The 22,605-nt window shown below is 63.8% G+C and carries 17 protein-coding genes, 1 tRNA gene and 2 rRNA genes; 3 read left to right on the forward strand and 17 right to left on the reverse strand.

The window, feature by feature from the left end:
* Positions 1 to 32 precede the first annotated feature (32 nt).
* The 5 genes from AC13C7_RS15780 to bhcA all read right to left on the reverse strand — a co-directional run bounded on the left by AC13C7_RS15780 (position 33) and on the right by bhcA (position 5,996).
* Entirely contained in the window at positions 33 to 1,445 is a 1,413-nt protein-coding gene (locus AC13C7_RS15780; protein WP_474889354.1) for an L-serine ammonia-lyase, read from the reverse strand.
* 108 nt (positions 1,446 to 1,553) lie between these two features.
* Positions 1,554 to 2,519: an iminosuccinate reductase BhcD gene (bhcD, locus tag AC13C7_RS15785; RefSeq protein ID WP_482868049.1), complete on the reverse strand. Its 966-nt coding sequence runs from the start codon at positions 2,517 to 2,519 to the stop codon at positions 1,554 to 1,556.
* Between the two features lie 89 nt (positions 2,520 to 2,608).
* Positions 2,609 to 3,775, reverse strand: coding sequence for a 3-hydroxy-D-aspartate aldolase BhcC (bhcC, locus tag AC13C7_RS15790; RefSeq protein WP_482868050.1), 1,167 nt, complete (start codon positions 3,773 to 3,775; stop codon positions 2,609 to 2,611).
* A 64-nt stretch (positions 3,776 to 3,839) separates the two neighbouring features.
* A complete protein-coding gene (gene bhcB, locus AC13C7_RS15795; RefSeq protein ID WP_172320405.1) occupies positions 3,840 to 4,793 on the reverse strand; it encodes a beta-hydroxyaspartate dehydratase BhcB in 954 nt (317 codons plus the stop codon).
* Between the two features lie 12 nt (positions 4,794 to 4,805).
* Positions 4,806 to 5,996: an L-aspartate--glyoxylate aminotransferase BhcA gene (gene bhcA, locus AC13C7_RS15800; protein WP_482868438.1), complete on the reverse strand. Its 1,191-nt coding sequence runs from the start codon at positions 5,994 to 5,996 to the stop codon at positions 4,806 to 4,808.
* 172 nt (positions 5,997 to 6,168) lie between these two features.
* On the opposite strand from bhcA, the gene AC13C7_RS15805 reads away from it, so the two are divergent.
* Together AC13C7_RS15805 and AC13C7_RS15810 are read left to right on the forward strand one after the other, a co-directional pair.
* Positions 6,169 to 6,990: an IclR family transcriptional regulator gene (locus AC13C7_RS15805; protein WP_482868051.1), complete on the forward strand. Its 822-nt coding sequence runs from the start codon at positions 6,169 to 6,171 to the stop codon at positions 6,988 to 6,990.
* A 106-nt stretch (positions 6,991 to 7,096) separates the two neighbouring features.
* On the forward strand, positions 7,097 to 7,750 hold the full coding sequence (locus AC13C7_RS15810) for a L,D-transpeptidase (protein WP_172320403.1): 654 nt from the start codon (positions 7,097 to 7,099) through the stop codon (positions 7,748 to 7,750).
* Between the two features lie 49 nt (positions 7,751 to 7,799).
* Here the strand turns inward: AC13C7_RS15810 and AC13C7_RS15815 are convergent, their stop codons facing one another.
* From AC13C7_RS15815 to AC13C7_RS15850, 8 genes are all read right to left on the reverse strand, one after another.
* Positions 7,800 to 9,095, reverse strand: a complete 1,296-nt coding sequence (locus AC13C7_RS15815; protein ID WP_482868052.1) for a glycerate kinase type-2 family protein — start codon at positions 9,093 to 9,095, stop codon at positions 7,800 to 7,802.
* Positions 9,096 to 9,156: 61 nt separating this feature from the next.
* The gene (locus AC13C7_RS15820; protein WP_172320401.1) at positions 9,157 to 9,846 is read right to left on the reverse strand and encodes a D-lyxose/D-mannose family sugar isomerase; all 690 of its coding nucleotides are present in this window, start codon (positions 9,844 to 9,846) and stop codon (positions 9,157 to 9,159) included.
* A gap of 24 nt (positions 9,847 to 9,870) precedes the next feature.
* Entirely contained in the window at positions 9,871 to 10,920 is a 1,050-nt protein-coding gene (locus tag AC13C7_RS15825) for an ABC transporter ATP-binding protein (protein ID WP_482868053.1), read from the reverse strand.
* Positions 10,921 to 10,923: 3 nt separating this feature from the next.
* Complete coding sequence (locus AC13C7_RS15830; protein ID WP_235952719.1) at positions 10,924 to 12,216, reverse strand: MGH1-like glycoside hydrolase domain-containing protein; 1,293 nt, start codon at positions 12,214 to 12,216, stop codon at positions 10,924 to 10,926.
* A gap of 5 nt (positions 12,217 to 12,221) precedes the next feature.
* Positions 12,222 to 13,436 (reverse strand): carbohydrate ABC transporter permease, encoded by a 1,215-nt coding sequence (locus AC13C7_RS15835; protein ID WP_172320398.1) that lies wholly within the window; start codon positions 13,434 to 13,436, stop codon positions 12,222 to 12,224.
* 97 nt (positions 13,437 to 13,533) lie between these two features.
* Positions 13,534 to 14,778: an ABC transporter permease subunit gene (locus tag AC13C7_RS15840; RefSeq protein ID WP_482868054.1), complete on the reverse strand. Its 1,245-nt coding sequence runs from the start codon at positions 14,776 to 14,778 to the stop codon at positions 13,534 to 13,536.
* 187 nt (positions 14,779 to 14,965) lie between these two features.
* The gene (locus AC13C7_RS15845; RefSeq protein WP_482868439.1) at positions 14,966 to 16,312 is read right to left on the reverse strand and encodes an ABC transporter substrate-binding protein; all 1,347 of its coding nucleotides are present in this window, start codon (positions 16,310 to 16,312) and stop codon (positions 14,966 to 14,968) included.
* Positions 16,313 to 16,320: 8 nt separating this feature from the next.
* Complete coding sequence (locus AC13C7_RS15850; protein ID WP_328700523.1) at positions 16,321 to 17,433, reverse strand: LacI family DNA-binding transcriptional regulator; 1,113 nt, start codon at positions 17,431 to 17,433, stop codon at positions 16,321 to 16,323.
* Between the two features lie 121 nt (positions 17,434 to 17,554).
* On the opposite strand from AC13C7_RS15850, the gene AC13C7_RS15855 reads away from it, so the two are divergent.
* Positions 17,555 to 17,761 (forward strand): hypothetical protein, encoded by a 207-nt coding sequence (locus AC13C7_RS15855; RefSeq protein ID WP_482868055.1) that lies wholly within the window; start codon positions 17,555 to 17,557, stop codon positions 17,759 to 17,761.
* Here AC13C7_RS15855 and AC13C7_RS15860 read toward each other — a convergent pair.
* The 4 genes from AC13C7_RS15860 to AC13C7_RS15875 all read right to left on the reverse strand — a co-directional run bounded on the left by AC13C7_RS15860 (position 17,740) and on the right by AC13C7_RS15875 (position 22,458).
* Positions 17,740 to 17,816 (reverse strand) — tRNA-Met (locus AC13C7_RS15860). The genes AC13C7_RS15855 and AC13C7_RS15860 overlap by 22 nt on opposite strands.
* A gap of 87 nt (positions 17,817 to 17,903) precedes the next feature.
* Positions 17,904 to 19,148 carry a glycosyltransferase family 87 protein gene (locus AC13C7_RS15865; protein ID WP_482868056.1) on the reverse strand — a complete coding sequence of 415 codons (1,245 nt, stop codon included), beginning with the start codon at positions 19,146 to 19,148 and terminating at the stop codon, positions 17,904 to 17,906.
* A 214-nt stretch (positions 19,149 to 19,362) separates the two neighbouring features.
* Positions 19,363 to 19,477 (reverse strand): 5S ribosomal RNA (gene rrf / locus AC13C7_RS15870).
* Positions 19,478 to 19,604: 127 nt separating this feature from the next.
* Positions 19,605 to 22,458: ribosomal RNA gene (locus AC13C7_RS15875) — 23S ribosomal RNA — on the reverse strand.
* Between the last annotated feature and the right edge of the window lie 147 nt (positions 22,459 to 22,605).

Genomic DNA, 22,605 nt, shown 5'->3' on the forward strand with positions numbered 1-22,605 from the left:
CGCGTTTGCGATCCGTCGACGGATCGCCGCGCTCAACAATTCGGCAGGTTCACCGCCAGCCCGCCCCGGCTGGTTTCCTTGTAATTGTCGCTCATGTCCAGGCCGGTCTGGCGCATCGCCTCGACGCAATTGTCGAGCGGCATGAAATGGGTGCCGTCCCCGCGTAGCGCGAGCGACGCGGCGCTGACCGCCTTGATCGCACCAAGCCCGTTGCGTTCGATACACGGCACCTGCACCAGCCCCGCCGCCGGGTCGCAGGTCATGCCGAGGTGATGTTCCAGCGCTATTTCGGCGGCGTTTTCCACCTGTTCATTGGTGCCGCCAAGGGCGGCGCAAAGCCCCGCCGCCGCCATCGCGCTGGCCGATCCGACCTCGCCCTGGCAGCCCACTTCAGCGCCAGAGATCGAGGCATTGTGCTTGATCAGCCCGCCGATTGCCGCCGCCGTCATCAGGAAATTGCGCCGTCCCTCCTCGGTCGCGCCGATGCAGTGGTCGCGGTAGTAGCGCAGCACGGCAGGCACCACGCCCGCGGCCCCGTTGGTGGGCGAGGTCACGACCTTGCCGCCGGCCGCGTTCTCTTCGTTCACGGCCATGGCGTAGACGCTCATCCAGTCGTTGATCGTGTGCGGCTGCGCCTGGTTGGTCCCGCGTTCGTTCAGCAATTGCCGATGGATCGCCTTTGCGCGGCGCTTGACTGACAACCCGCCGGGCAGAGTGCCCTCCATCCGCAAGCCCCGGTCGATGCAGTCATCCATCGTCTGCCAGATCGCATCCATCCGCGCCTTGATTTCAGCGCGCGGCGCATTGGCCTCCTCATTGGCCCATTTCATCTGCGCGATACTCTTGCCCGAGGCGCGGCCCATGGCCAGCATCTCGTTCGCGGAGCCGAAGGGATAGGGATAGCCCTGCGCCTCCTTCTCGGCGTGAAACTCCTTCGGGCCGCCGTTCTTCTGCGCATCCAGCTCCGCCGCCGTCATCACGAAGCCGCCGCCGACGGAGTAATAGGTCTCCTCCATGAACAGGCGTCTGGCGGCGTCGAAACCGCGCAACACCATGCCATTGGCGTGACCGGGCAGGGGCGGGCCGTAATCGAAGATCAGATCGGCGGCGGGGTCGAATTTGAGCGGCGGCAGGCCGTCCGGGTGGATCACCTTGTCGCGGTGCAGGGCGGCCTCGGCCTGTTCCGCGCGGTCGGGGTCGATGGTGGCGGGCTCGAACCCGCAAAGCCCCAGCATCACCGCGCGGTCGGTGGCGTGGCCCTTGCCGGTGAAGGACAGCGAGCCGTGCAGCGAACAGGTGACATACGCCACCTCGCCCGCGCCGGGTTCACGCAGGCCGGTGCGCAGCGCGCCCAGAAAGGACGCCGCCGCCGTCATCGGCCCCATCGTGTGCGACGAGGACGGGCCGATGCCGATTTTGAAGATGTCGAAGATCGAAAGGAACATGGGCCTGCGCTTTCCCGGAGAGGTGTCAGCGCCGGGATAGCGGATTCGCGCGCGATCCGCTTGGGAAAACCGACAGGCCGGACTGCGGGACCGACCTGCCGGAGATGTTCAGAGATCGACCTCGATGGCGACGCACTTCTCGATGGCGAGATCGACAAGCGCGGCGGAGACCGCGAGATCCTGAAGGCCGACGCCGGTGCCGTCGAATAGGGTGATCTCGTCGTCCGAGGACCGCCCCGGATGGGTGCCGTTGATCACCGCGCCGATCTGGGAAATGTCGCCCTCCTTGATCAGCCCCTTGGCAATCGCGTGCTGGCATTCGCCGATGGAGATGGATTGCGCCACCTCGTCGGTGAAGAGCGTCGCCTTGGCGACCAGCTCGGCGCTGGCCTCCTGCTTGCCCTTCGTATCGGTGCCCATGCAGGCGATATGCGTGCCGGGGCTGACGTGATTTTCCAACAGGATCGGATCGAAGCTGGAGGTGATCGAGATGATCACGTCGGCCTCCTGCAACCCCTCAAGCTCCACCGCCTCGAAAGGCAACCCCGCCTCGGACGCGACCTCCTCCAGGTTCGACAACATCTCGGGGTGATAGTTCCAACCGATGACTTTCTCGAAACTGCGCTGTTCCAGCGCCGCGCGCAACTGGAACTTCGCCTGATGACCCGCGCCGACCATGCCCATGACCTTCGCATCCTCGCGCGCCAGGTGGTTGATCGAGACCGAGGAGGCGGCGGCGGTGCGCAGGGCGGTCGAGAAATTGCCGCCGACCATGGCGCGGACCATGCCGGTATCGGGGTCGAACAGGAACACGGTGGACTGGTGGTTGATGACGCCGTGTTTCTCCAAGTTGTTAGGCCAGTAGCCGCCCGCCTTGAGGCCAAGCGTGCTGCCCACGCGGTCGAAGCCGCCCTTGAAGCCGTAGAGCGCATCCTCATGGCCGATGGCCTCGCGCACCACGGGGAAGTTGTAGGCATCGCCCGAGGCCATGGCGGCGAAGACATCGGACACCGCCTTGTAGGAGGCTTCGCGCGTCAGCAGGGCGGGGATTTCACGTTCTGGAACGATGATCATGTCTGCAATCCTTCATGAAAAAGGGTGCGCGCGAGGCACGCACCCAATGTCGTGTGTGGCACGCGCAATTGCCCGCGCGCCGCCAATGATCAATAGGCCTTGCCGCGCGCCGAGACGGGCCAGAGGGTTTCCACCTTGCCGTTCCGCACACCGACATACCAGTCATGGACATTGGCGGTGGGGTCGCAATGGCCGGGGATCAGCTTGAGCTTGTCATTGACCTTGAGCACGCCCTTGGGGTCAGCGACGACGCCGTGTTCATCCGAGCATTTGACGTATTCCACGTCGTCACGCCCGTAGATCACCGGCAGGCCGCTATCGACGGATTGCGCCTTGAGGCCCGCATCGACGATGGCCTTGTCGGCCTTCGCGTGGCTCATCACGCTGGTCAGGATGAAGAAGGCGTTTTCCCATTCGCCCGCGTCGATGCGGTTGCCATCGGCGTCCAGGATACGGCCGTAATCGGCATCCATGAAGGCGTAGGAGCCGCACTGAAGCTCATTATAGACGCCCGAATTGCTCTCGAAATAGTAGGAGCCGGTGCCGCCGCCAGACACCAGGTCGGTCTCGATCCCTTCGGCTTTCAGCGCGTCCACCGCGTCTTTCACCTGCGCGATAGCGGCGTCAAGCTTGGCCTGGCGATCCTCGAAACTGTCCATGTGCTGCATCGCACCCTGATAGGCCTGGATGCCGCGATAGGTCAGGTTGTCTGCGCCTTGCACGGCCTTGGCGATTTCCACGACTGCCTCGGTGGTGGTCACGCCACAACGGCCCGCGCCGCAGTCGATCTCGATGAAGACGCCGAGGTTGGTGCCATGTTTGCCCGCCGCCTGCGACAGGTCGGAGACATTGGCCACGTCATCGACGCAGACGATGACCTCGCCGCCGCTGATCCTGGGCAATTGCGCCAGACGGTCGATCTTGGCAGGGTCGCGGACCTGGTTGGAGACGAGGATTTCCTGGATGCCCGCGCGGGCGAAGACCTCGGCTTCGCTGACCTTCTGGCAGCAGACACCGATGGCCCCGCCAAGGTCCATTTGCAGTTTCAGCACATCGACGGATTTGTGCATCTTGCCATGCGCGCGGTGACGCATGCCGTGCGCCTTGGCATAGTCACCCATCTTCTTGATGTTGCGCTCCAGCGCGTCGAGGTCGAGGATCAGGGCAGGCGTCTGGATGTCGGCCTCATCCATGCCGATATGGGCAGGGATGTCGTAGCCTACTTCGAAATCGTCGAGGTTTGCTTGCTTGTTCATCTTGGTGCTCCTTTCAGGGGCGGCGGGGGGAGCCCGCCCTTCGCAAATTCTTGTCAGGCGGGGGTCAGCCCGCCATCCACGGCAGTTTGTCCAGATCCACATTGCCGCCGGTCAGGATCACGCCCACACGTTTGCCGGCAAAGGCATCCTTGTTCTTGAGGATGATCGCCAGCGGCACGGCGCTGCTGGCCTCGGCCACCACGCGGACATGTTTCCAGATCAGTTTCATGGCGTCGATGATCTCGGCATCCGAGGCGGTATAGATCTCGGTCACATGGTTTGACACGAAATGCCAGGTCAGATCCTTGAGCGGCACCAGCAGGCCGTCGGCCACCGTCTTGGGCGCGTCATCGGCGATGATATGCCCCGCCTTGAAGCTGCGATAGGCGTCGTCGGCCTGTTCGGGTTCCGCCGCGATGACCTGCGTTTCGGGGGCCAGCGTGGCAAGCGTCAGACAGGTGCCCGAGATCATGCCGCCGCCGCCGATGGGGGCCACGACCATATCGAGGCCGCCGGTCTGTTCGACCAGTTCCCTGGCACATGTCCCCTGGCCCGCGATGACGCGCGGATCGTTATAGGGGTGGACGAAATCGCCCCCCGTTTCGGCCTGCACCTTGGCGAATGTCTCCTCTCGGCTGGTGGTCGAGGGCTCGCATTCGGTAATCTTGCCGCCGTAACGCGCGACGGTGTCCTTCTTGGCCTGCGGCGCGGTCTTCGGCATGACGACATTGCAGGGGATGCCCCGCTTCATCGCGGCATAGGACAGGCACGAGGCATGGTTGCCGCTGGAATGGGTCGCGACGCCCAGTTTGGCCTGTTCCTCATCCAGCCCGAACACCGCGTTCGAGGCGCCGCGGACCTTGAAGGCCCCCGGTTCCTGGAAGTTTTCGCATTTGAAGAACAGCTTGGCGCCGGTCAGCTGGTTCAGATAGTCGGACTCGCGCACCGGCGTCTGCCGGATATGCGGCTTGATGCGCTCATGCGCCTCCAGCATGTCCTCATAGGTGGGGATATACATCCAGGTAGATCCTTATGCTGCCGCTTTCAGGGCGTCGGCGCGGGTGGTGCGGAAATATTCCTGCGCCGCCGCGACGCCCGAGCCCAGGGTGATCGGATAGTCCAGATCGGCCATGGCCATTTCGATGGTGGCCAGGCCAGACAGGACCATGACATCGGTCAGGCTGCCGAGATGGCCGATGCGGAACGCCTTGCCGTTCATCTCGCCCAGCCCGATGCCGAAGGACACACCATAGGCGTCGAAGGCGCGCGCGACCAGCTTGTTGCTGTCAAAACCTTCCGGAACATAGATGGCGCTGACGCTATCAGAGTAGAGATCGGGCGATTGCGCGACCAGCCTCAGGCCCCAGGCAGCGACGGCCTTGCGGACGCCCTCGGCCAGGCGGTGGTGGCGGGCATAGACGTTCTCCAGCCCTTCCTCCTCCAGCATCTTCAGCGCCTCGGCCATGCCATAGATCAGGTTCAGCGGCGGCGTGTAGGGGAAGCCGCCCGAGGCATTGGCCTTCATCATGTCGCGGAAGTCGAAGAAGGTGCGCGGCAGGGTCGCGGTCTCGATCGCGGCCAGTGCCTTGCGGCTGACGCAGAGGATCGCCATGCCGGTGGCCAGCATGAAGCCCTTCTGGCTGCCGGAAACAGCGATATCGACGCCCCAATTATCGAACTGGAACTCCATCGAGCCAAGCGACGAGACGCAATCGACGAAGAGCATCGCGGGGTGGCCGGCGGCATCCATCGCGCCGCGCACAGCGGCAATGTCGGATTTCACGCCGGTCGCGGTCTCGTTATGGGTGACGAGGACGGCCTTGATCTTGTGGTCCGTATCGGCCTTCAGCGCCTCTTCGAACTTGTCGGCGGGCGCGCCCGAGCCCCAGGGACATTCGATGATCTGCACGTCCAGCCCATGCCGCTGGCACATGTCGATCCAGCGGTGGCTGAACATCCCATAGCGCGCGACCAGCACGGTGTCGCCGGGCGACAGCGTGTTGGTGATGCAGGCCTCCCAGCCGCCGGTGCCCGAGGCGGGGAAGGTGATGATCTGGCCATCACGGGTGGCGAAGACGGTCTTGGTCTTTTCCAGCACCGGCGCGAAGGTCTTGACGAAATCCGGCGCGCGGTGGTCCTGGGTCTGCACGTTCATGGCGTGGCGCAGGCGATCCGGGATATTGGTCGGACCGGGAATGAAAAGCGGGTTCTGGTTGGGCATGGGGGTTTCCTCCTGATTGGGGCCAATATCGGCGATCCGGCGGGACCGTGCAATTTTCTTGAAATGTTTTTTCATTTATGGCAGAAAAATAGCAAGACATTGGTTTTGAATATTTTTCCATTTCTCATTTTGTCAGGGAAAAACTACGAAGCCGGATCAGGAGGCCGCCACCATGCAGAATCAGCGCCGCCCGCGCGGGCGCCCCAAATCGCAGTTCAAGGAAAGCTCGGCGGGCACCATGCAGGCGCTTGACCGCGCCTTGAGCGTGCTGACGGCGGTGGCGGGCACCGACCGTTCGTCCCTGACCGACCTGGCGCAGGCGCTGGATATTCCCACCGCCACCACGCACCGCATCCTGACCACCTTGCAGAAACACGGCTACGTCGGGTTCGACGAGGAACGGCAGGAATGGATGATCGGCATCGGGGCCTATCGCGCCGGGGCGAGCTACCTGAAACGCAACAGCGTGATCGAGGTCGGCCAGCCCGTGCTGCGCCGCCTGATGCGCGAGACCGGCGAGACCGCGAACCTGGCTGTGCCGGACGGCGCGCATGTGGTCTTTGTCGGCCAGGTCGAGACGGAAAACCCGATCCGCGCCTTCTTTCCGCCCGGTAGCCGCGCCAAGATGCACGCCTCGGGCACCGGCAAGGCGATCCTGGCGGCCTGGCCCGAGGATCGGCTGCAACGGTTCTTCCGCGATGAAGACCTGCCACGTCATACCGATCACACGCTGTCCGACCGCGCCGCGCTGGAAGCCGACCTTGGCCAGACCCGCGTGCGCGGCTGGTCCTATGATCACGCCGAACGCTATGACGGCATGTCCTGTATCGGGGCCGCGATCTACGACCAGTCCGGGCAGCCCTGCGCGGGCGTCTCGGTCTCGGGGCCCTCGGACCGCTTCACCGGCGACCGAACCGGCGCTATCGGCAAGGTGGTCAGGGCCGCGGCGGACGAAATCACGCGCGCCAGCGGCGGGCGACATCCTGCCGCATAGGCGGATTCACACGGCTTTGTGACCCAACCTTTCGGGCGGTCGTGCCGTTGCCCATGTATGTGCTATCCTGAACGCCGCCATTTCCGATGTGACTGGAGAATCACTAATGCTTAAGAGACGCCATTTCATCATGACCAGTGCCGCGATGTTTTCGGCACCCATCGCCATGCCCGCCTTTGCTCAGCCGTCCAATTGGGATGCCTGGGACGCACAGGTGACGCCCCTTGGCTATGACCCCGCGACGTCGAACCCCTGGGGCATTCACGAGCGGTTCCTGCCCCGGCTGGTCGAGGCCAATCCGGGTCTGACACCGGGCGATATTCATGTCGATGCAGTGGCGCGCTACCTCTACCATATCCGCGAGGGCGGCACCGCGATGCGCTATGGCGTCGCCATCGGGCGCGGTGACCTCTATGAGCCCGGCACCTACACCATCGCGCGCAAGGCGCGCTGGCCCTCCTGGACGCCGACCGCCAACATGATCCGCCGCAACCCAGAAGAGTATGAGCAATATGCCGATGGCGTTCCCGGTGGCCCGACCAACCCGTTGGGTTCGCGGGCGCTCTATCTCTATGTCGGCAACCGCGACACCTATCTGCGCATTCACGGCACGCCGCAGCCCTGGTCCATCGGCAGCCGCGCCAGTTCCGGCTGCGTGCGGATGGTGATGGCGCATATCATCGACCTCTATGAAGAGGTCGAGATCGGTTCAACCGCGTGGCTCTATCCTGCGTCGAACGGCGTCACTGCCGCCAGCTAGGGGCGACTTGAACGGGCGGGCGGGCCATCGCGCATGCGGCGTTCGCTGATCACCCGGCCCCTGTCGCCATTTCGGGCGGCAGGATCAGCACGGCGCGGAAATCGTTGACATTGGTCAGCGTCGGGCCGGTGACGATCTGACCGCCGGTCGCTGCAAAAAACGCGTGGGCATCGTTGGTATCGAGCGCAAGGCCCGGATCGCATCCAACCGCAGCAGCGTGGGTGAGCGTCGCGGGGCCCGCATAGGCCCCCGCGACCTCGGCCGCGCCGTCAACGCCGTCGGTATCGCAAGCGATCAGGTGAATGCGCGGGTGGCCAGCCAGCGCGATAATGGCCGCCAGCGCGAACTCGGCATTGGGCCCGCCGACCCCGTCGCCGCGCCGCGTCACGGTGCATTCCCCCCCCGAGAGGAGCAGCACGGGCGCATCCCCGGGCGCCAGAGTGGCGGCGATGTCGATTGCCACGGCGGCCTGCGCCGTGGCCAGATCGCGGGCTTCCCCCTCAAGCGCGTCGCCTAGCTGGCGCACTGTGACTCCGGCGGCGCGGGCCAGGCCCGCGGCCGCGTCCAGAGACTGGCGCGGGGCCGCGATCACCTGTGCATCGGCATGGGCAAGCCGGGGATCCGAGGCTTTGAGCGGTGCGGCACCCTCCAGCAGCGCGCGCCGCAGATGGGTCGGCACGTCGATGCGGTGACGGCCGAGTATCTCGGCCACACCCGGCCCGTCCGCATCCGGGTCGCCGACCGTGGGGCCGGACGCGATCTCGGAGGGCGCGTCGCCCGGAACGTCGGAAATGATGAGGCTCAGCACCCGCGCCGGGGCACAGACCGCCGCGAGACGCCCGCCCTTGACGCGGGAGGCGGCCTTTCGCAGCCGGTTCATCGCCGAGATGGGCGCGCCCGAGGCCAGCAGCGCGGTGTTGAGATCCTGCTTGTCGGCCAGCGTCAGCCCCTCGACCGGCGCGCAGAGCAGCGATGAGCCGCCGCCGGAAATCAGCGCAATCACCAGGTCATCTGCCGTGAGCCCCCTCACCAGATCCAGCAGCCGCGCGGTCGCGGCCTCCCCCGCAGCGTCCGGCACCGGATGCGCGGCCTCGACGATCTCGATCCCCTCGCAGGGCCGCGCATAGCCGTAGCGCACCAGGACGAGGCCCTCGCAGGGTCCGTATTCAGCCTCGACCGCCTCGGCCATGCGCGCGCTGGCCTTGCCCGCCCCGATCACCAGAAGGCGACCCGACGGGCGCGGCGGCAACTGCGCGGCGACGACCTGCATCGGGTCTGCGGCATCCACGGCAGAGCGGAACAGCCCGGTCAGGAACGCGCGCGGGTCCAGGGCCGGGTCGGTCATCACGGCGTTCCCGTTCTGCGGGTTCCGGTTGCCGTCAGACCCACCGCCCCGGCGTCATTCATCATGCTGTCAGCCATGTCGCGTAATCGCTGACCAGCAGGTGGATGGGGGCCTCATCCTCCTCGATGGTGGAAAACCGGCCCACCGGATCGCGAAAGATATTGTCGGTCTCGTCGTCATTGACGGTCGAGACCTCTCCGATCAGCACGTCGCCGCCCTCGCCCCAGAAGGCGTGCCAGTCGCCCGGCATGAGGGTGACGCTTTCGCCCGGCGCGAAGGCAAGTCGTTCGCCGGGGGCGAAGTCATAGGCGATGCCGTCGCGCAGCACGGTGCCGCCGCGATCCTCGGCATAGTTTCCGTCATCGTCGGACCCGTAAAGCTCCACGATCAGGGTCGCGCCGCCGCGGTTGATGATGTCCTCGGCCTTGATCACATGCGTGTGCATCGGCGCGACCTGGTCCTGTTTCGAGATCAGCAGCTTTTCCGCGTAACACATGCCGCCGCCGCGTTGCAGGTCGGCCAGTCGGCCATTGCGCAGGGTGAAGAGGGCCAGGCCCAAAGCGTCGAAATCGCCGCCGCCGTAATCGGTCACGTCCCATCCGCAGCGCGCCTCGATCAGGGCGCGCGCGGCGGTCTTGTTGGCGATCATCTCCTCCGGCGTCCAGGCTGCGAAAGGCGGCAGGGCAAAGCCGTGGCTTCGGATCATCCCCTCCGCCTCGGTCAGGATACGGTTGACGTGCGAGCGTTTCATATCAATCCCCTGTTTGCACCGGGTTCAGGCCAGCGCCACCCCGTCAGTGTCGAAGAAATGCAGCTTGTCAGGCGCGAATTCCAGCCCCAATCGGTCGCCGACCCTGGCCTCGCTTTCGCCGCTGGCGCGCACGATCAGCGATCCCACCGCGCCGCAATCGACGATCAGGTAGGTATCCGCGCCCAGGTATTCGACCAGGTCGATACGCCCGTCAAGCTGCCCGTCGGCCGGTTCGACAATGCTGATCACCTCGGGCCGGATCCCCAGATGCACCGCGCCGTCCGCGCCCGGTGCCGCCCCGCCGCGCCCGCCCTGAAGGCTGAATTGGCCATCCGACACGGTGCAGGGCAACACGTTCATCTTCGGGCTGCCGATGAATTGCGCCACGAAGAGGTTGGCGGGATGTTCGTAGAGCTGCCTTGGTGTGCCGACCTGCTCGATCCGGCCTGCGTTCAGCACCACGATACGGTCGGCCAGCGTCATCGCCTCGACCTGGTCGTGGGTGACATAGATCATCGTCGCGGTCAGTTGCTCGTGCAGCTTGGCGATCTCGTGGCGCATCTCGACGCGCAGGGCAGCGTCGAGGTTCGATAGCGGCTCGTCGAACAGGAACGCGGTGGGGTCGCGCACGATGGATCGCCCGATCGCGACCCGCTGGCGTTGCCCGCCGGACAGGTCCTTGGGGCGACGATCCAGATACTCCTCTAGCCGCAGCGCCTGCGCCGCCGCATCGACCTTTTCCCTGATCTCGGGTTTGGGTGCGCCCGCCGTCAGCAGCGAAAAGCCCATATTGTCGCGCACCGACATATGCGGGTAGAGCGCGTAGGACTGGAACACCATCGCCAGGCCGCGTTTGGCGGGCGGCTCGGCGGTGACCTCGCGGGTGTCGATGACCAGGCTGCCGCGGCTGATTTCCTCCAGCCCCGCGATCATCCGCAAAAGGGTGGACTTGCCGCAGCCCGACGGGCCGACGAAGATGATGAACTCTCCCTTCTCGATCTCAAGGTCGACGCCCTTGATGACCTGCACGTCGCCAAACCATTTCTCGATTGCGTTCAGTGTGATCGCGCCCATGTCTCAACGCTCCTGTGCCGTGGGGGAGGCCCATCCAAGCCAGATGGCGGCCGTCCAGGTGAAGGTTCCGCCACCGGCGGGTGTGCCGTCCTGCGGGTCGAAATATTCGGCAAAGCCGTTCTGGTCGATCAATGCCACGGTGTCGCGCCGGATGCGCTCGGCCTCGTCGGTCAGTCCGGCCTCGTGCAGGCCCGTCGAGACCATCATGTTCATCACCCCCCAGACCGGGCCACGCCAGTAGCGCAGGCTGTCGAACCTGGGGTCCGCCGGGTCGAAACTGGGCACCGCGTAGCGGGCATCGGCCAGCACCCGGTGCAGCGTCTCGGTAGGTTGGCCCTGCCGCAGGCCGCCCCACCAGCCCAGAAAGGACGCGTTCGAGACGCAGCCGCTCAGCTCTCCGGTGCGCAGGTTGCGGCTGTCGTAACAGCCGGTCTTCTCGTTCCACAGCGTCTCGGCCCCGGCCTCCAGCCGGGTGATCCAGCCCTCGATCTCCTCCGTGGGTTCGTCCAGGATGCGGGCGATCCCGACCAGGTCGCGGCTGGCCCGCATCAGGGTGAAGGTCATGGTCGGGTCTGCCACGCGGAAGGGGCTGCGTTCGGCAAAGGCGGCGTCGTCCCAATCGGTGTCGCGGCCGAACTGGACCAGCCAGATATAGCGGTCGTAATCGGCCTTGGTCGGGCGCATCCTGGGATCGACATGACCGGTATCGCGCCGCGTGTAGGGCTCGACCCCCTCGGGCTCGAAGGCGGCCATGGCGCTGTCCCAGTCGGGGGCATTATCGCGCCCCGATTCCCAGGGGTGGACGATGGCGATGGCCCCGCTTTCGGCGCGGCTCTCCATGAACCAGCGGTGCAGCTTCATCAGCCTCGGGAACAGCGCCCGCAACCGGTCCTGCCCCGTCGCGCCGTCCTTGGCGTAGGTGCGCAGCGCAAAGCTCGCGGCCACCGGCGGTTGCGTGATCCCCGACGAGGCGACCCGCCCCGCCCCCTTGCCCGGCGCGCCCTCGGTGCCCCAGACCCCGGGGCCGGGGAAATAGCCCGCATCCTCCTGGTGGAACTGGATATGCGGCAGCATGCCGTTCTGCCACTGGCCCGCCATCAGCGTCTCCAGCTCGGTCCAGGCCCGATCGACATCGAACGCGGCAAAGCCGAGCGCGGCAAAGGCGCTGTCCCAGTTCCACTGGTAGGGGTAAAGCCCGTCGGTCGGCACGGTATAGCCGCCCCGGTCGTTCAGGCGAAGAATGCGGCGGGCCTCGGAATCGAGGGCGTCGACGCGGGTATCCGTCAGGGTCTGCATTTGCGTCATCCTTTGACCGACCCGGCGGTCAGGCCGCGGGTCATGAATTTTTCGAGTCCGAGGAACAGCGCCATCACCGGCACCGTGGCGATGACGGCGCCCGCCATCAGGTGCTGGCGCGGCACTTCCGATGAGTTCAGCATCGCGACCCCCCGCGTCAGCGTGAAACGCGACGGATCGTCGAGCAGCATGAAGGCCAGCAGGAACTCGTTCCAGGCGATCATGAAGACATAGAGGCTGACCGAGGCCAGCGCCGGCAGGCTCAGCGGCAGGGTGATCTTCCAGATCACCTTCAGCCGGCTCAGCCCGTCCATCAGCCCCGCCTCCTCGATCTCGGCGGGCAGGCCCCGGAAATAGCCCTGCAACATGTAGAGCGAGACCGGAATGGTGGTGACCGGGTAGATCATCACGATGCCCAGGATCGAGTTCCGCAGCCCCAGCATGGAGAAGGCGATATAGATCGGCAGCGCCAGAACGATCATCGGCACCATGTAGATCAGCAGGATCGACCGGCTCATCGGCTTCTGGCCGCGAAACTTGAGCCGCGCGATGGCGTAGGCGCCGGGGATCGAAAAGGCCAGCGTGATCAGCACGGTCAGGACCGAGACATAGAAGCTGGTCCATAGGTAGCTGCCGAAGTTGAAGTCGCGGAACAGCTCCACATAGGAGCGGAAGAGGCCCCAGCCCTGGCTCAGGTCGATGGTGAAATCCAGCGGGTTGGCGATCAGCTCGCCCTGGCTTTTCAGGCTGGTCATCACCATCACGTAGAACGGGATCGCGACGATGGCGGTGAAGAAGATATAGCCGAACCCGGTGAGGAACCGGATCTCGGCCTCCTCGAATTCGTGCCGGGTCAGCGCCCCCGCCGGACAGCCCGCCATCATCCATGACAGCGGCAGCCCCAGGGAGAGGCCAAAGAGCCCCCCCGCCAGCAGTTTCAGCCCCGCGCCGGTCCCGTCGCCGAAGCGGATCACGCCGACAGGCGTGAAGCCAAGCGCGATGGCCAGCGCCACCGCCAGCCCCGCCAGGGCCCATCCGCGCAGCCCCTGCACCGCGGCCAGCCCCACCGCAACGCCGATCAGAAGCGCGCCGATCACGCCGGGCCGGAACGCGGCCCCGGTGGTGAACGACAGCAGCACCGATACGCTGAGCGCGATCACATAGGCCCAGAGAACCGCGATCTGCGGGCCGATCACCCGTCCCTGACGCAAGCCAGCCATCACCGATCCTCCTTCATTTTGCTGAAAATACCTCGGGGAGCGCGAGGGGCTGGCCCCTCGCACGGGTCGGCGCCGAAGGCGACGAAACAGGTGGCCCTCATAGCCCCTCCTCCTGTGACATGAAGCGGAAGAACAGCCAGGAGAAACACAGAAGCGCCAGCATGATGACCACGGCCACCGCCGCGCCCGCGCCGATATTGGACAGCGCGAAAGCCTGCTCGTAGACATTGACCGTCAGCGTCCGCGTCCCCGCATTGCCGCCGGTCAAGAGGAAGATGTCGTCGAACTTGTTGAAGGTCCAGATGAAGCGCAGCAGGAACAGGACCGACAGGATCCCCATCAGCTGCGGCAGGCTGAGATAGCGGAACTTCTGGAACGGCGAGGCCCCATCCATGTCGGCGGCCTCGTACATGTCGGTGTCGATCGACTGCATCCGCGCCAGGATGAACAGGAAGCTCAGCGGGAAATAGCGCCAGATCTCGAACACCGTCACCATGATCAGCGCCAGGGGCCGCTCGCCGAAGAAGTTGATCGCGCTGTCGCTGACGCCCATCTGGACCAGGAGCGCATTGACAGAGCCCGAGAACGGGTCGAACAGGATCACCCAGGAAAACGCCACCGCGATCACCGGGGCGACATAGGGAAAGAGGTAGAAGCCGCGCATCAGGCCCTGGCCGCGAAACTCGCGGTTCAGCAGCAGCGCCGCGAACAGGCCCACGACCAGCGCGCCGATGGTGCCGAAAACGGTGTAGAACAGGGTCGCGCCGATCACGGTCCAGAAATCGCGGCTGTCGAAGAGCAGGGCGAAGTTTTCCCAGGTGAACTCGAAATTGGTCAGCACGAAATCGGCGTCGCCGGTCAGGGCGGGCTCGGTCGCGTCCACATCGACATCATTGTCGAAATAGGCCTGGGTCACGATGCCCGGGATCTCGATGGTCTCGCGCGCGCCGCCCTCGAAATCGCCCAGGTCACAGGCAAGGGTCGTGCCCTCGAGGGTGCAGCGCGGGTCCAGCTCGGCAATCTCGAAGCCGTCGGGCACCACATCGCGCAGCGTCACGCCGGTGATCAGCGCCTCGGGCGAGGAATTGCGCAGCCGGAAGCGCCAGCTTGCCGCGTCGCCCGCCTCTGCGGGACGGCCGCGCATCTGTTCGTTGGCGACCGGGGCGGGCGCGCGCAGGTCGGACAGTTCGACCGGCTTGACGCTGATCCAGAAGATCGCCAGCAGCGGCAGGATCACGACCAGCATCACGGCGGTCAGTGTCGGCAGCAGCAGGCCCCAGGCCAGTCGCGCCTCGCGGCGCGCAAGCGGGCCCCTGCCCTTGGGAGGGGTGGCAGCAGTCATCGGCGAAGTCTCCTGCGAAAGAGGATGGCGGGGTGCGGTCTCGGCCCGCACCAAGGGGCCGGGACCGCGAAGACATGGCCTGGATCGTTTCAGGTTCGGGCTGAATCGGTTTTCTCTGCCTCGCCCCTTTCAGGGCCGAACGCGAAAACCGATCCGCAGTTTTCGTCAGAACCTGAAACGCTTTGGCTTACTCGATGCTGGCCAGTTCCTCGTTCATCAGCGCGACCGTGGCCTCGGCGTCGCGGACGCCGTCCATGTATTCGCGCACCAGACGGTTGATGATCTGGCTGTTGATGATGCGGCTGGCCAGCGCAAGCTGCCCGTCCTCGACGCCCCAACGCTGTGCCACATCCAGGCCGCCGACGATCTCGTCGATCATCTCCTGCGCATAGAGGTCGCTCAGGGGCGCGCGGCGGTCGACGCCGACATCGAGGCCCGCCCAGGCTTCAGTGAACATGTCGGGATCGTCAACCGTGCCGCGACGGACCGGGAACTTGCCCTCGGGCGCGATCGACAGCGTCGCGGTGTAGCCCTCGTTCATCGAGTATTCGACGAACTGCATGGCGGCATCGGTATCGGCATCCGCCGTGATCCCGAAATAGCGCATGTCGCCCCAGGCCGCCCCGTCCGGGTTCGACGGGCCCGAGAAAGTGGTCACGATACCGGTGGCCGCGGCCAGGTCGCGGGTGGTGGGATCATCGTTGATGGTGGGCGGGGCGCTGTCGCGAAGGCCGGCCAGCTCGTCCAGGATGAAGGGCGACCAGATGATCATCGCGGCACGTCCGGCAAAGTAGAGCTCGCGGCTCTGCTGCCAGTAGAGCTCACCCTCGGGGCTGGCCTCGGTGATGGCGCGGTAAAACTCCAGCACCTCGGTGGTGGCCTCGACATCCAGCTCTTGCAGGCCGTCCGGACCGACGGGGCTGACGCCATTGGCCAGGAAGACATGCTCCAGCACCTGGCTCATGAAGTTCTCATCGACCTTGGTGGCGGCGACGAAGCCGTACATCTCGGGCGGGTTGTGCAGCGCTTCGATCGCGGCCAGCACGTTCTCGTAGCTGTTCGGCGGCTCCAGCCCGGCCTCGGCGAAGAGGTCGGCGCGATAGACCAGCATCTGGGTCCAGCCATCGACCGGAACCGAGGCATAGCCACCCGCAAAGCTGGCCATTTCCAGCGCGCCCGAGGCGAAGGTTTCCGCGCCCAGGTTCTCGATCACGTCGGTCGCGGCATCGGTGTCCAGGATACCGGCCTCGGCCCAGGGCAGCGCGTATTGCAGCGTGTGATAGATCACGTCCGGCAGGTCGCCCGCGGCAAAGGCTGCGGTAGCGCGGGTGCCCAGATCGCTTTCGGTGACCGGGATCACCTCGACCTCGATACCGGTCTCCTCGGTGAAATCGGCGGCCATCGCCTCCTGCACCGCCAGCCGCTCGGGCTGTTCCTCGGTGGTCCAGAAGCGGATCGTTTCGGCCCCCGCCCCGGCGCTCAGCGCCAGCGTCGATGCCGCTGCCAGCAGCAGCGCCCGTGTGCCTGTGGTCATCATTGTCATCAAGTCTCTCCCTTTTGTGTTGGTGGTGTGGGGCCGGTGTTTCTTGCCGGTCCCGGTTCGGTATTGGGTGGCGGCCCGTCCGAGCCGCGCGCGATCAGATGCGCGGGAACGACCTCGCGCAGATGGTTCAGGTCGGCGCCGCGAATGCGCGCGAAAAGCAGCTTGGCCAGGCGGGCCCCGGCGGCGCGGGTATCAACGGCAAAGGTGGTCAGTGGCGGGGTCGCGGTCGCGGCCTCGGGAATGCCGTCATAGGCGATGACCGACAGGTCGCGGCCGATCCGCAGCCCGCGCGCCTCGGCCGCGCGATAGACGCCAAGCGCCGCCCGGTCCAGGGCGCAGACGATGGCCGTCGGCGGGTTGGGCAGGTCCAGCAGTTCGGCCCCCCGCGCCATGCCCTGTTGCGGCGTGATCGCGCCCGAGCGCACCAGGTCGGGGTCATGCGGCAACCCGGCCTCGGCAAGCCCGGCCAGGTATCCGTCGCGGCGCAGCGGCGCGTAGTTGAAGCCGCTATCCCCGTTGACGAACCCGATCCGGACATGGCCCAACCCGTGCAGGCGCAGGACCGCGTCGCGCATCGCATCCTCGCCGCTGATGTCATGCCAGGCACAGCCCTCGGTGTCGCCGGTCCGCCCGTAGAGCACGAAGGGAACCTCCAGGTCGCGCAACAGGTCGATGCGCGGGTCCGAGACGCGCGTGCGCGGCAGGATGAAACCATCGACCTTATGCTCGGCCACCAGCCGCGCGATGGTGGCGACCTCGTCCTGCTCATCCAAAGCGGTGGCGATGCTGAGCGACCAGCCTTCTTCCGACGCGGCCCGCGAGATGCCGTCGAGGAAATCGGTCAGGAAGGGTTTGTGGGTGTTGTCCGGCCCTGCGTTCAGCACCAGTCCCAATGCCCGGGCCATGCCGGTCCGGATCGCCTGCGCCTGTGCCAACGGACGGTATCCCATCCGTTCGGCGGCGCGCGCCACCCGCGTGCGCGTCGACTCGGAGATGTCGTCATAGCCGTTCAGCGCCCGACTGACGGTGCCCTTGGTCAGGCCCAGTTCCCGCGACAGATCGTTGATCGTCACGCGATACCGCCCTTTCGACTGGCCCTTCGATAATGCCACGATTTTCCTCCTCCGAATCATACATTCGGCTCCGAAACCGGTTTCGGCAACAGGATATGTCTCTCACCAGTATCGCGGGCCGCGAATCGGGGACGTTGGCGTGCTCCCGCTTGATCCGAGCATGGGACAGCTTGATCCGGGCAATGGGATGGCGGCGCAGGAAGAAACGCCCGGTGCAGGCCGCGAGTTACGAAGCGATATGAGGGATTTCGACCGCCCTTGCTTCGACAAAGCCTGCACGGTCTTCGGAAACACAAACGCCACCCCGGAGGGCGGCATTCAAGCGTTTGGCAGCGCATCTGATTTTGGTTGCGGGAGCAGGATTTGAACCTGCGACCTTCAGGTTATGAGCCTGACGAGCTACCGGACTGCTCCATCCCGCGCCAATAGCGGGTATCTAGTCGGTCTGCCGGGTGGGTGCAAGGGCCAAAGCCGAGATTTCCGCCAAGATTTTCGAGTGGCCGGAACCCTCATCTCGTCGGGCGCAAGAGGGCCGCCAGGATGAGGAAACACAGCGAAATGGCGCCGACCGCCATCAGCCACAGGTAGAAGGTCTCCGACGTGACGAAGAGCAACTGGACCGGGTGGGAGAGAAGGACAAGGGCAACGATAATGCAGAGCGTACCCCATCGCGTGGGGCGGGTCAGCAGGAGGCCGGGCAGCAGCAGAAGTGGGCCGATCAGGTAGTGGCTCCAGGCCAGGGGACCGAAGAAGATCGAGATCGTCCAGACGGCGAGCAGTTTCCACAGGAGGGTATAGGATCCGGACCGCCGTCCGGCTTTGACCCAGACGGCAGCCAGTCCGACCAGGAGGCCGAAAAGCCCGATCGCCCGGATGACCGGTGAAGCGGAAATGATGTAGACCGTCCGGACACCATCGGTTGCGCTGCTTGCAGACCCCGCGCCATGTTGGATCAGGTGAAGCAGGCCGTCCAACCCATAGTTCAACGGGGCAAGGAGGGCGTTCTCGCTCACCCGGGAGAGCTGCTCGAGGAAGTCGCGATGCAGCTCGATGCCGGTGGTCAGGATGCTGATCGCAAGCAGGGCGAGTCCGGTCACGGCCATCGCCCCCGCCGCCTTCCAGTTCCGGTCCATCAGGAAGATGACACCGAAGATGACCGGGTTCAGCTTGAGCGCGGCGGCGAGCCCCAGGGCCATGCCCGCCGAAACGGAATGGCCCTGGCGGTAGCGTTCGAACCCCAGAAGCACCACGAAGGTGACCAGGATCTGCGGCTGGTTCAGCCAGAAGGCGACGAAGAACGGCCTGCTGAGGACGATGATCAGAAGGCTCAGCGCGACCCAGGTGGCCAGCGACGCGCGGCGCCGATCCGCGATGCGCCAGGCCAGGAAGACGGAACCGATCAGGGCGGCGGTGTGGATCACCAGCACCGTGTTGAAGAAGGCCAGTGGTCCGACGGAGAGGGCGAATCTGGACAGGAGCGCGGCCCAGATCGGCGGGTAGACATAGGGAAACGCGACCTCGCCTTCGAACCCGAGCGCGGCGACCATCCGCTCCCACTCGGGCGAGGCGGAGCCCCCGAAGAAGCCGGGCGGGGCGAGATAGATCAACCCCTCCTGCCCCAGGCCATAGGACCGCGCGGCGAGGTATATGGCACTCAGATCCGCGGCCCAGGTGTTCCAGAATTGGAAAAGGATCAAGCCGGTGAGGGCACTCAGGGCGACGGCGATCGTGGCCGTCTCGGTTCTGCTGTTCATGACTTGTCCGCCACCTGTCGCACGCCCGCGCAAGGCGGTTTGCCCACCGTTCTTGCGGACTGCCGGGGTTATGGCAATCGGCGAAATCGGAAAGGCCCGGAGACAAGGTGCGCATTGGCCACAAACATGATGCCAGAAACGAAAAAAGCGCCCCGAGGGGCGCTGGTTCCGTATGATCATCGTCAGAGAGATACGTCGGAATGTTCCTTACTAGGTTTGGCGGTGACCTACTCTCCCACGTCTTAAGACGCAGTACCATCGGCGCGACGGCACTTAACTGCCGAGTTCGGGATGGGATCGGGTGTTTTGCTCGCGCTATGACCACCAAACCGAGAAAGAAACATCCCCACCGCGCTTGCGCGCGGTGAAAATCCAAAGTCCAAGTCAATTACGACTTTGATGGTGTGTGGTGTAGTAACCTGCTTTCAACCTGCAGAAGTCTGGCTTCTACTGGATCAAATCAAGCCTATCGAGCAATTAGTACCGGTCAACTGAACGCATTGCTGCGCTTACATCTCCGGCCTATCGACGTAGTGGTCTACTACGGCTCTCAGGGATACCTTGTTTTGAGGGGGGCTTCCCGCTTAGATGCCTTCAGCGGTTATCCTTTCCGATCATAGCTACCCTGCACTGCGGCTGGCGCCACAACAGGTCCACCAGTGGATCGTTCACCCCGGTCCTCTCGTACTAGGGGCAACTCCTCTCAAGTATCCTACACCCACGGCAGATAGGGACCGAACTGTCTCACGACGTTCTAAACCCAGCTCACGTACCTCTTTAAACGGCGAACAGCCGTACCCTTGGGACCTGCTCCAGCCCCAGGATGAGATGAGCCGACATCGAGGTGCCAAACGGTGCCGTCGATATGGACTCTTGGGCACCATCAGCCTGTTATCCCCGGCGTACCTTTTATCCGTTGAGCGATGGCCCTTCCACTCGGGACCACCGGATCACTATGGCCGTCTTTCGACTCTGCTCGACTTGTCAGTCTCGCAGTCAGGCTGGCTTCTGCCATTGCACTCAACGAGCGATTTCCGACCGCTCTGAGCCAACCTTCGCGCGCCTCCGTTACGCTTTAGGAGGCGACCGCCCCAGTCAAACTACCCACCACGCAGGGTCCCGGACCCGGATAACGGGCCGCGGTTAGACATCAAGCAGAGCAAGGGTGGTATCTCAAGGATGGCTCCACAAGGACTAGCGTCCCTGCTTCAAAGCCTACCACCTATCCTGCACATGCTGTACCTGATGCCAGTGCGAAGCTGTAGTAAAGGTGCACGGGGTCTTTCCGTCTAACCGCGGGAAGCCTGCATCTTGACAGGCAATTCAATTTCGCTGAGTCGATGTTGGAGACAGCGGGGAAGTCGTTACGCCATTCGTGCAGGTCGGAACTTACCCGACAAGGAATTTCGCTACCTTAGGACCGTTATAGTTACGGCCGCCGTTTACCTGGGCTTCAGTTCGGAGCTTGCACTCCTCCCTTTAACCTTCAGGCACCGGGCAGGCGTCAGACCCTATACGTCGTCTTACGACTTCGCAGAGCCCTGTGTTTTTAGTAAACAGTCGCCACCCCCTGGTTTGTGCCCCCAGCTCCAAGTTGCCTTGGAACCGGGCCTCCTTCTCGCGAACTTACGGAGGTATTTTGCCGAGTTCCTTCAACATCGTTCTCTCAAGCGCCTTGGTATTCTCTACCGGTCCACCTGTGTCGGTTTAGGGTACGATCTTATGCCAGAGCTATTTCCAGGAACCGATAAACGGCCCACCCAATCCGATAAGGGTGAACAATCTTCTCGATCCGTCACTACTGGCTGGCCCAGGAATATTAACCTGGTTCCCATCGACTACGCCTTTCGGCCTCGCCTTAGGGGTCGGCTTACCCTGCTCAGATTAGCTTTAAGCAGGAACCCTTGGACTTTCGGCGACAGGGTCTCTCACCCTGTTTGTCGCTACTCATGTCATCATTCTCACTAGTGATCACTCCACCGGATCCCTCACAGGCCGGCTTCACAGTAAAACCCGGTCCTCCAATGCGCCCCGAGGGACGCTAAGGAGGAATGGGTTTATTCACACTACGCTCCGCTACCATGCACAAAGTGCATCCTCAGCTTCGGCTCATGGCTTGAGCCCCGGTACATCTTCGCCGCAAGACAACTTATTTAGACCAGTGAGCTGTTACGCTATCTTTAAAGGATGGCTGCTTCTAAGCCAACCTCCTGGTTGTTTTGGTCGTCTCACCTGCTTTCCCACTTAGCCATGAATTAGGGGCCTTAGCTGGAGGTCAGGGTTGTTTCCCTCTCCACGACGGACGTTAGCATCCGCCGTGTGTCTGCCATCTAGTACTCCTCGGTATTCGGAGTTTGGTTAGGATCAGTAAGCCTGTGGGGCCCCATTACCCATCCAGTGCTCTACCCCCGAGGGTATTCGGATGACGCTCTACCTAAATAGATTTCGCGGAGAACCAGCTATCTCCGAGTTTGATTGGCCTTTCACCCCTAGGCACAATTCATCCCGACCTTTTTCAACAGGTGTGGGTTCGGACCTCCAGTAAGTGTTACCTTACCTTCATCCTGATCATGCCTAGATCACTCGGTTTCGGGTCTAATGCATCTAACTCATTCGCCCTATTAAGACTCGCTTTCGCTGCGCCTACACCTAACGGCTTAAGCTTGCTAGATACACTAAGTCGATGACCCATTATACAAAAGGTACGCCGTCAGCCCTCAAGGAGCCTCCGACTGTTTGTAGGCGTTCGGTTTCAGGTACTGTTTCACTCCCCTCGTCGGGGTGCTTTTCACCTTTCCCTCACGGTACTGGTTCGCTATCGGTCAGTAAGGAGTACTTAGCCTTCGAAGGTGGTCCTCCGATCTTCAGACAGGATTTCACGTGTCCCGCCCTACTTAATACATCCAATCGAGCTTCGTATACGGGGCTGTCACCCACTATGGCGGACCTTTCCAGGTCCTTCTACTCACTCTCATGGCTTGGCTGGTCCCCGTTCGCTCGCCGCTACTAGGGGAGTATCAATTGATTTCCTTTCCTCCGGGTACTTAGATGTTTCAGTTCCCCGGGTTTGCCTTTATAACCCTATGTATTCAGGTCATAAATACCTGTTTCAGCTCATTATTAGCTGCCGTCCCCACAGCCCTAAAGCGGTGAGTAGACAATAATAACAAACTGTCAGGTGGGTTGCCCCATTCGGAGATCGCAGGGTCAAAGCCTATTCTCGGCTCACCTACGCTTATCGCAGAGTATCACGTCCTTCATCGCCTCTTACTGCCAAGGCATCCACCAAACGCCCTTTTCGCGCTTGATTTGATCCAGAAGAAGCGAGGCTTCTCCTGCGCCGCGACCGCCTTTTGACTTCGGCCGGGCATTAATCAAAAGCAGTTTACTATCCCACCCCCCGCTGGTTCACAGGGGGCTTGGTGACCTGCATCCCGTGCGGAATGCAAATCTGGTT

Source organism: Alterinioella sp. B-7, from assembly GCF_056857775.1.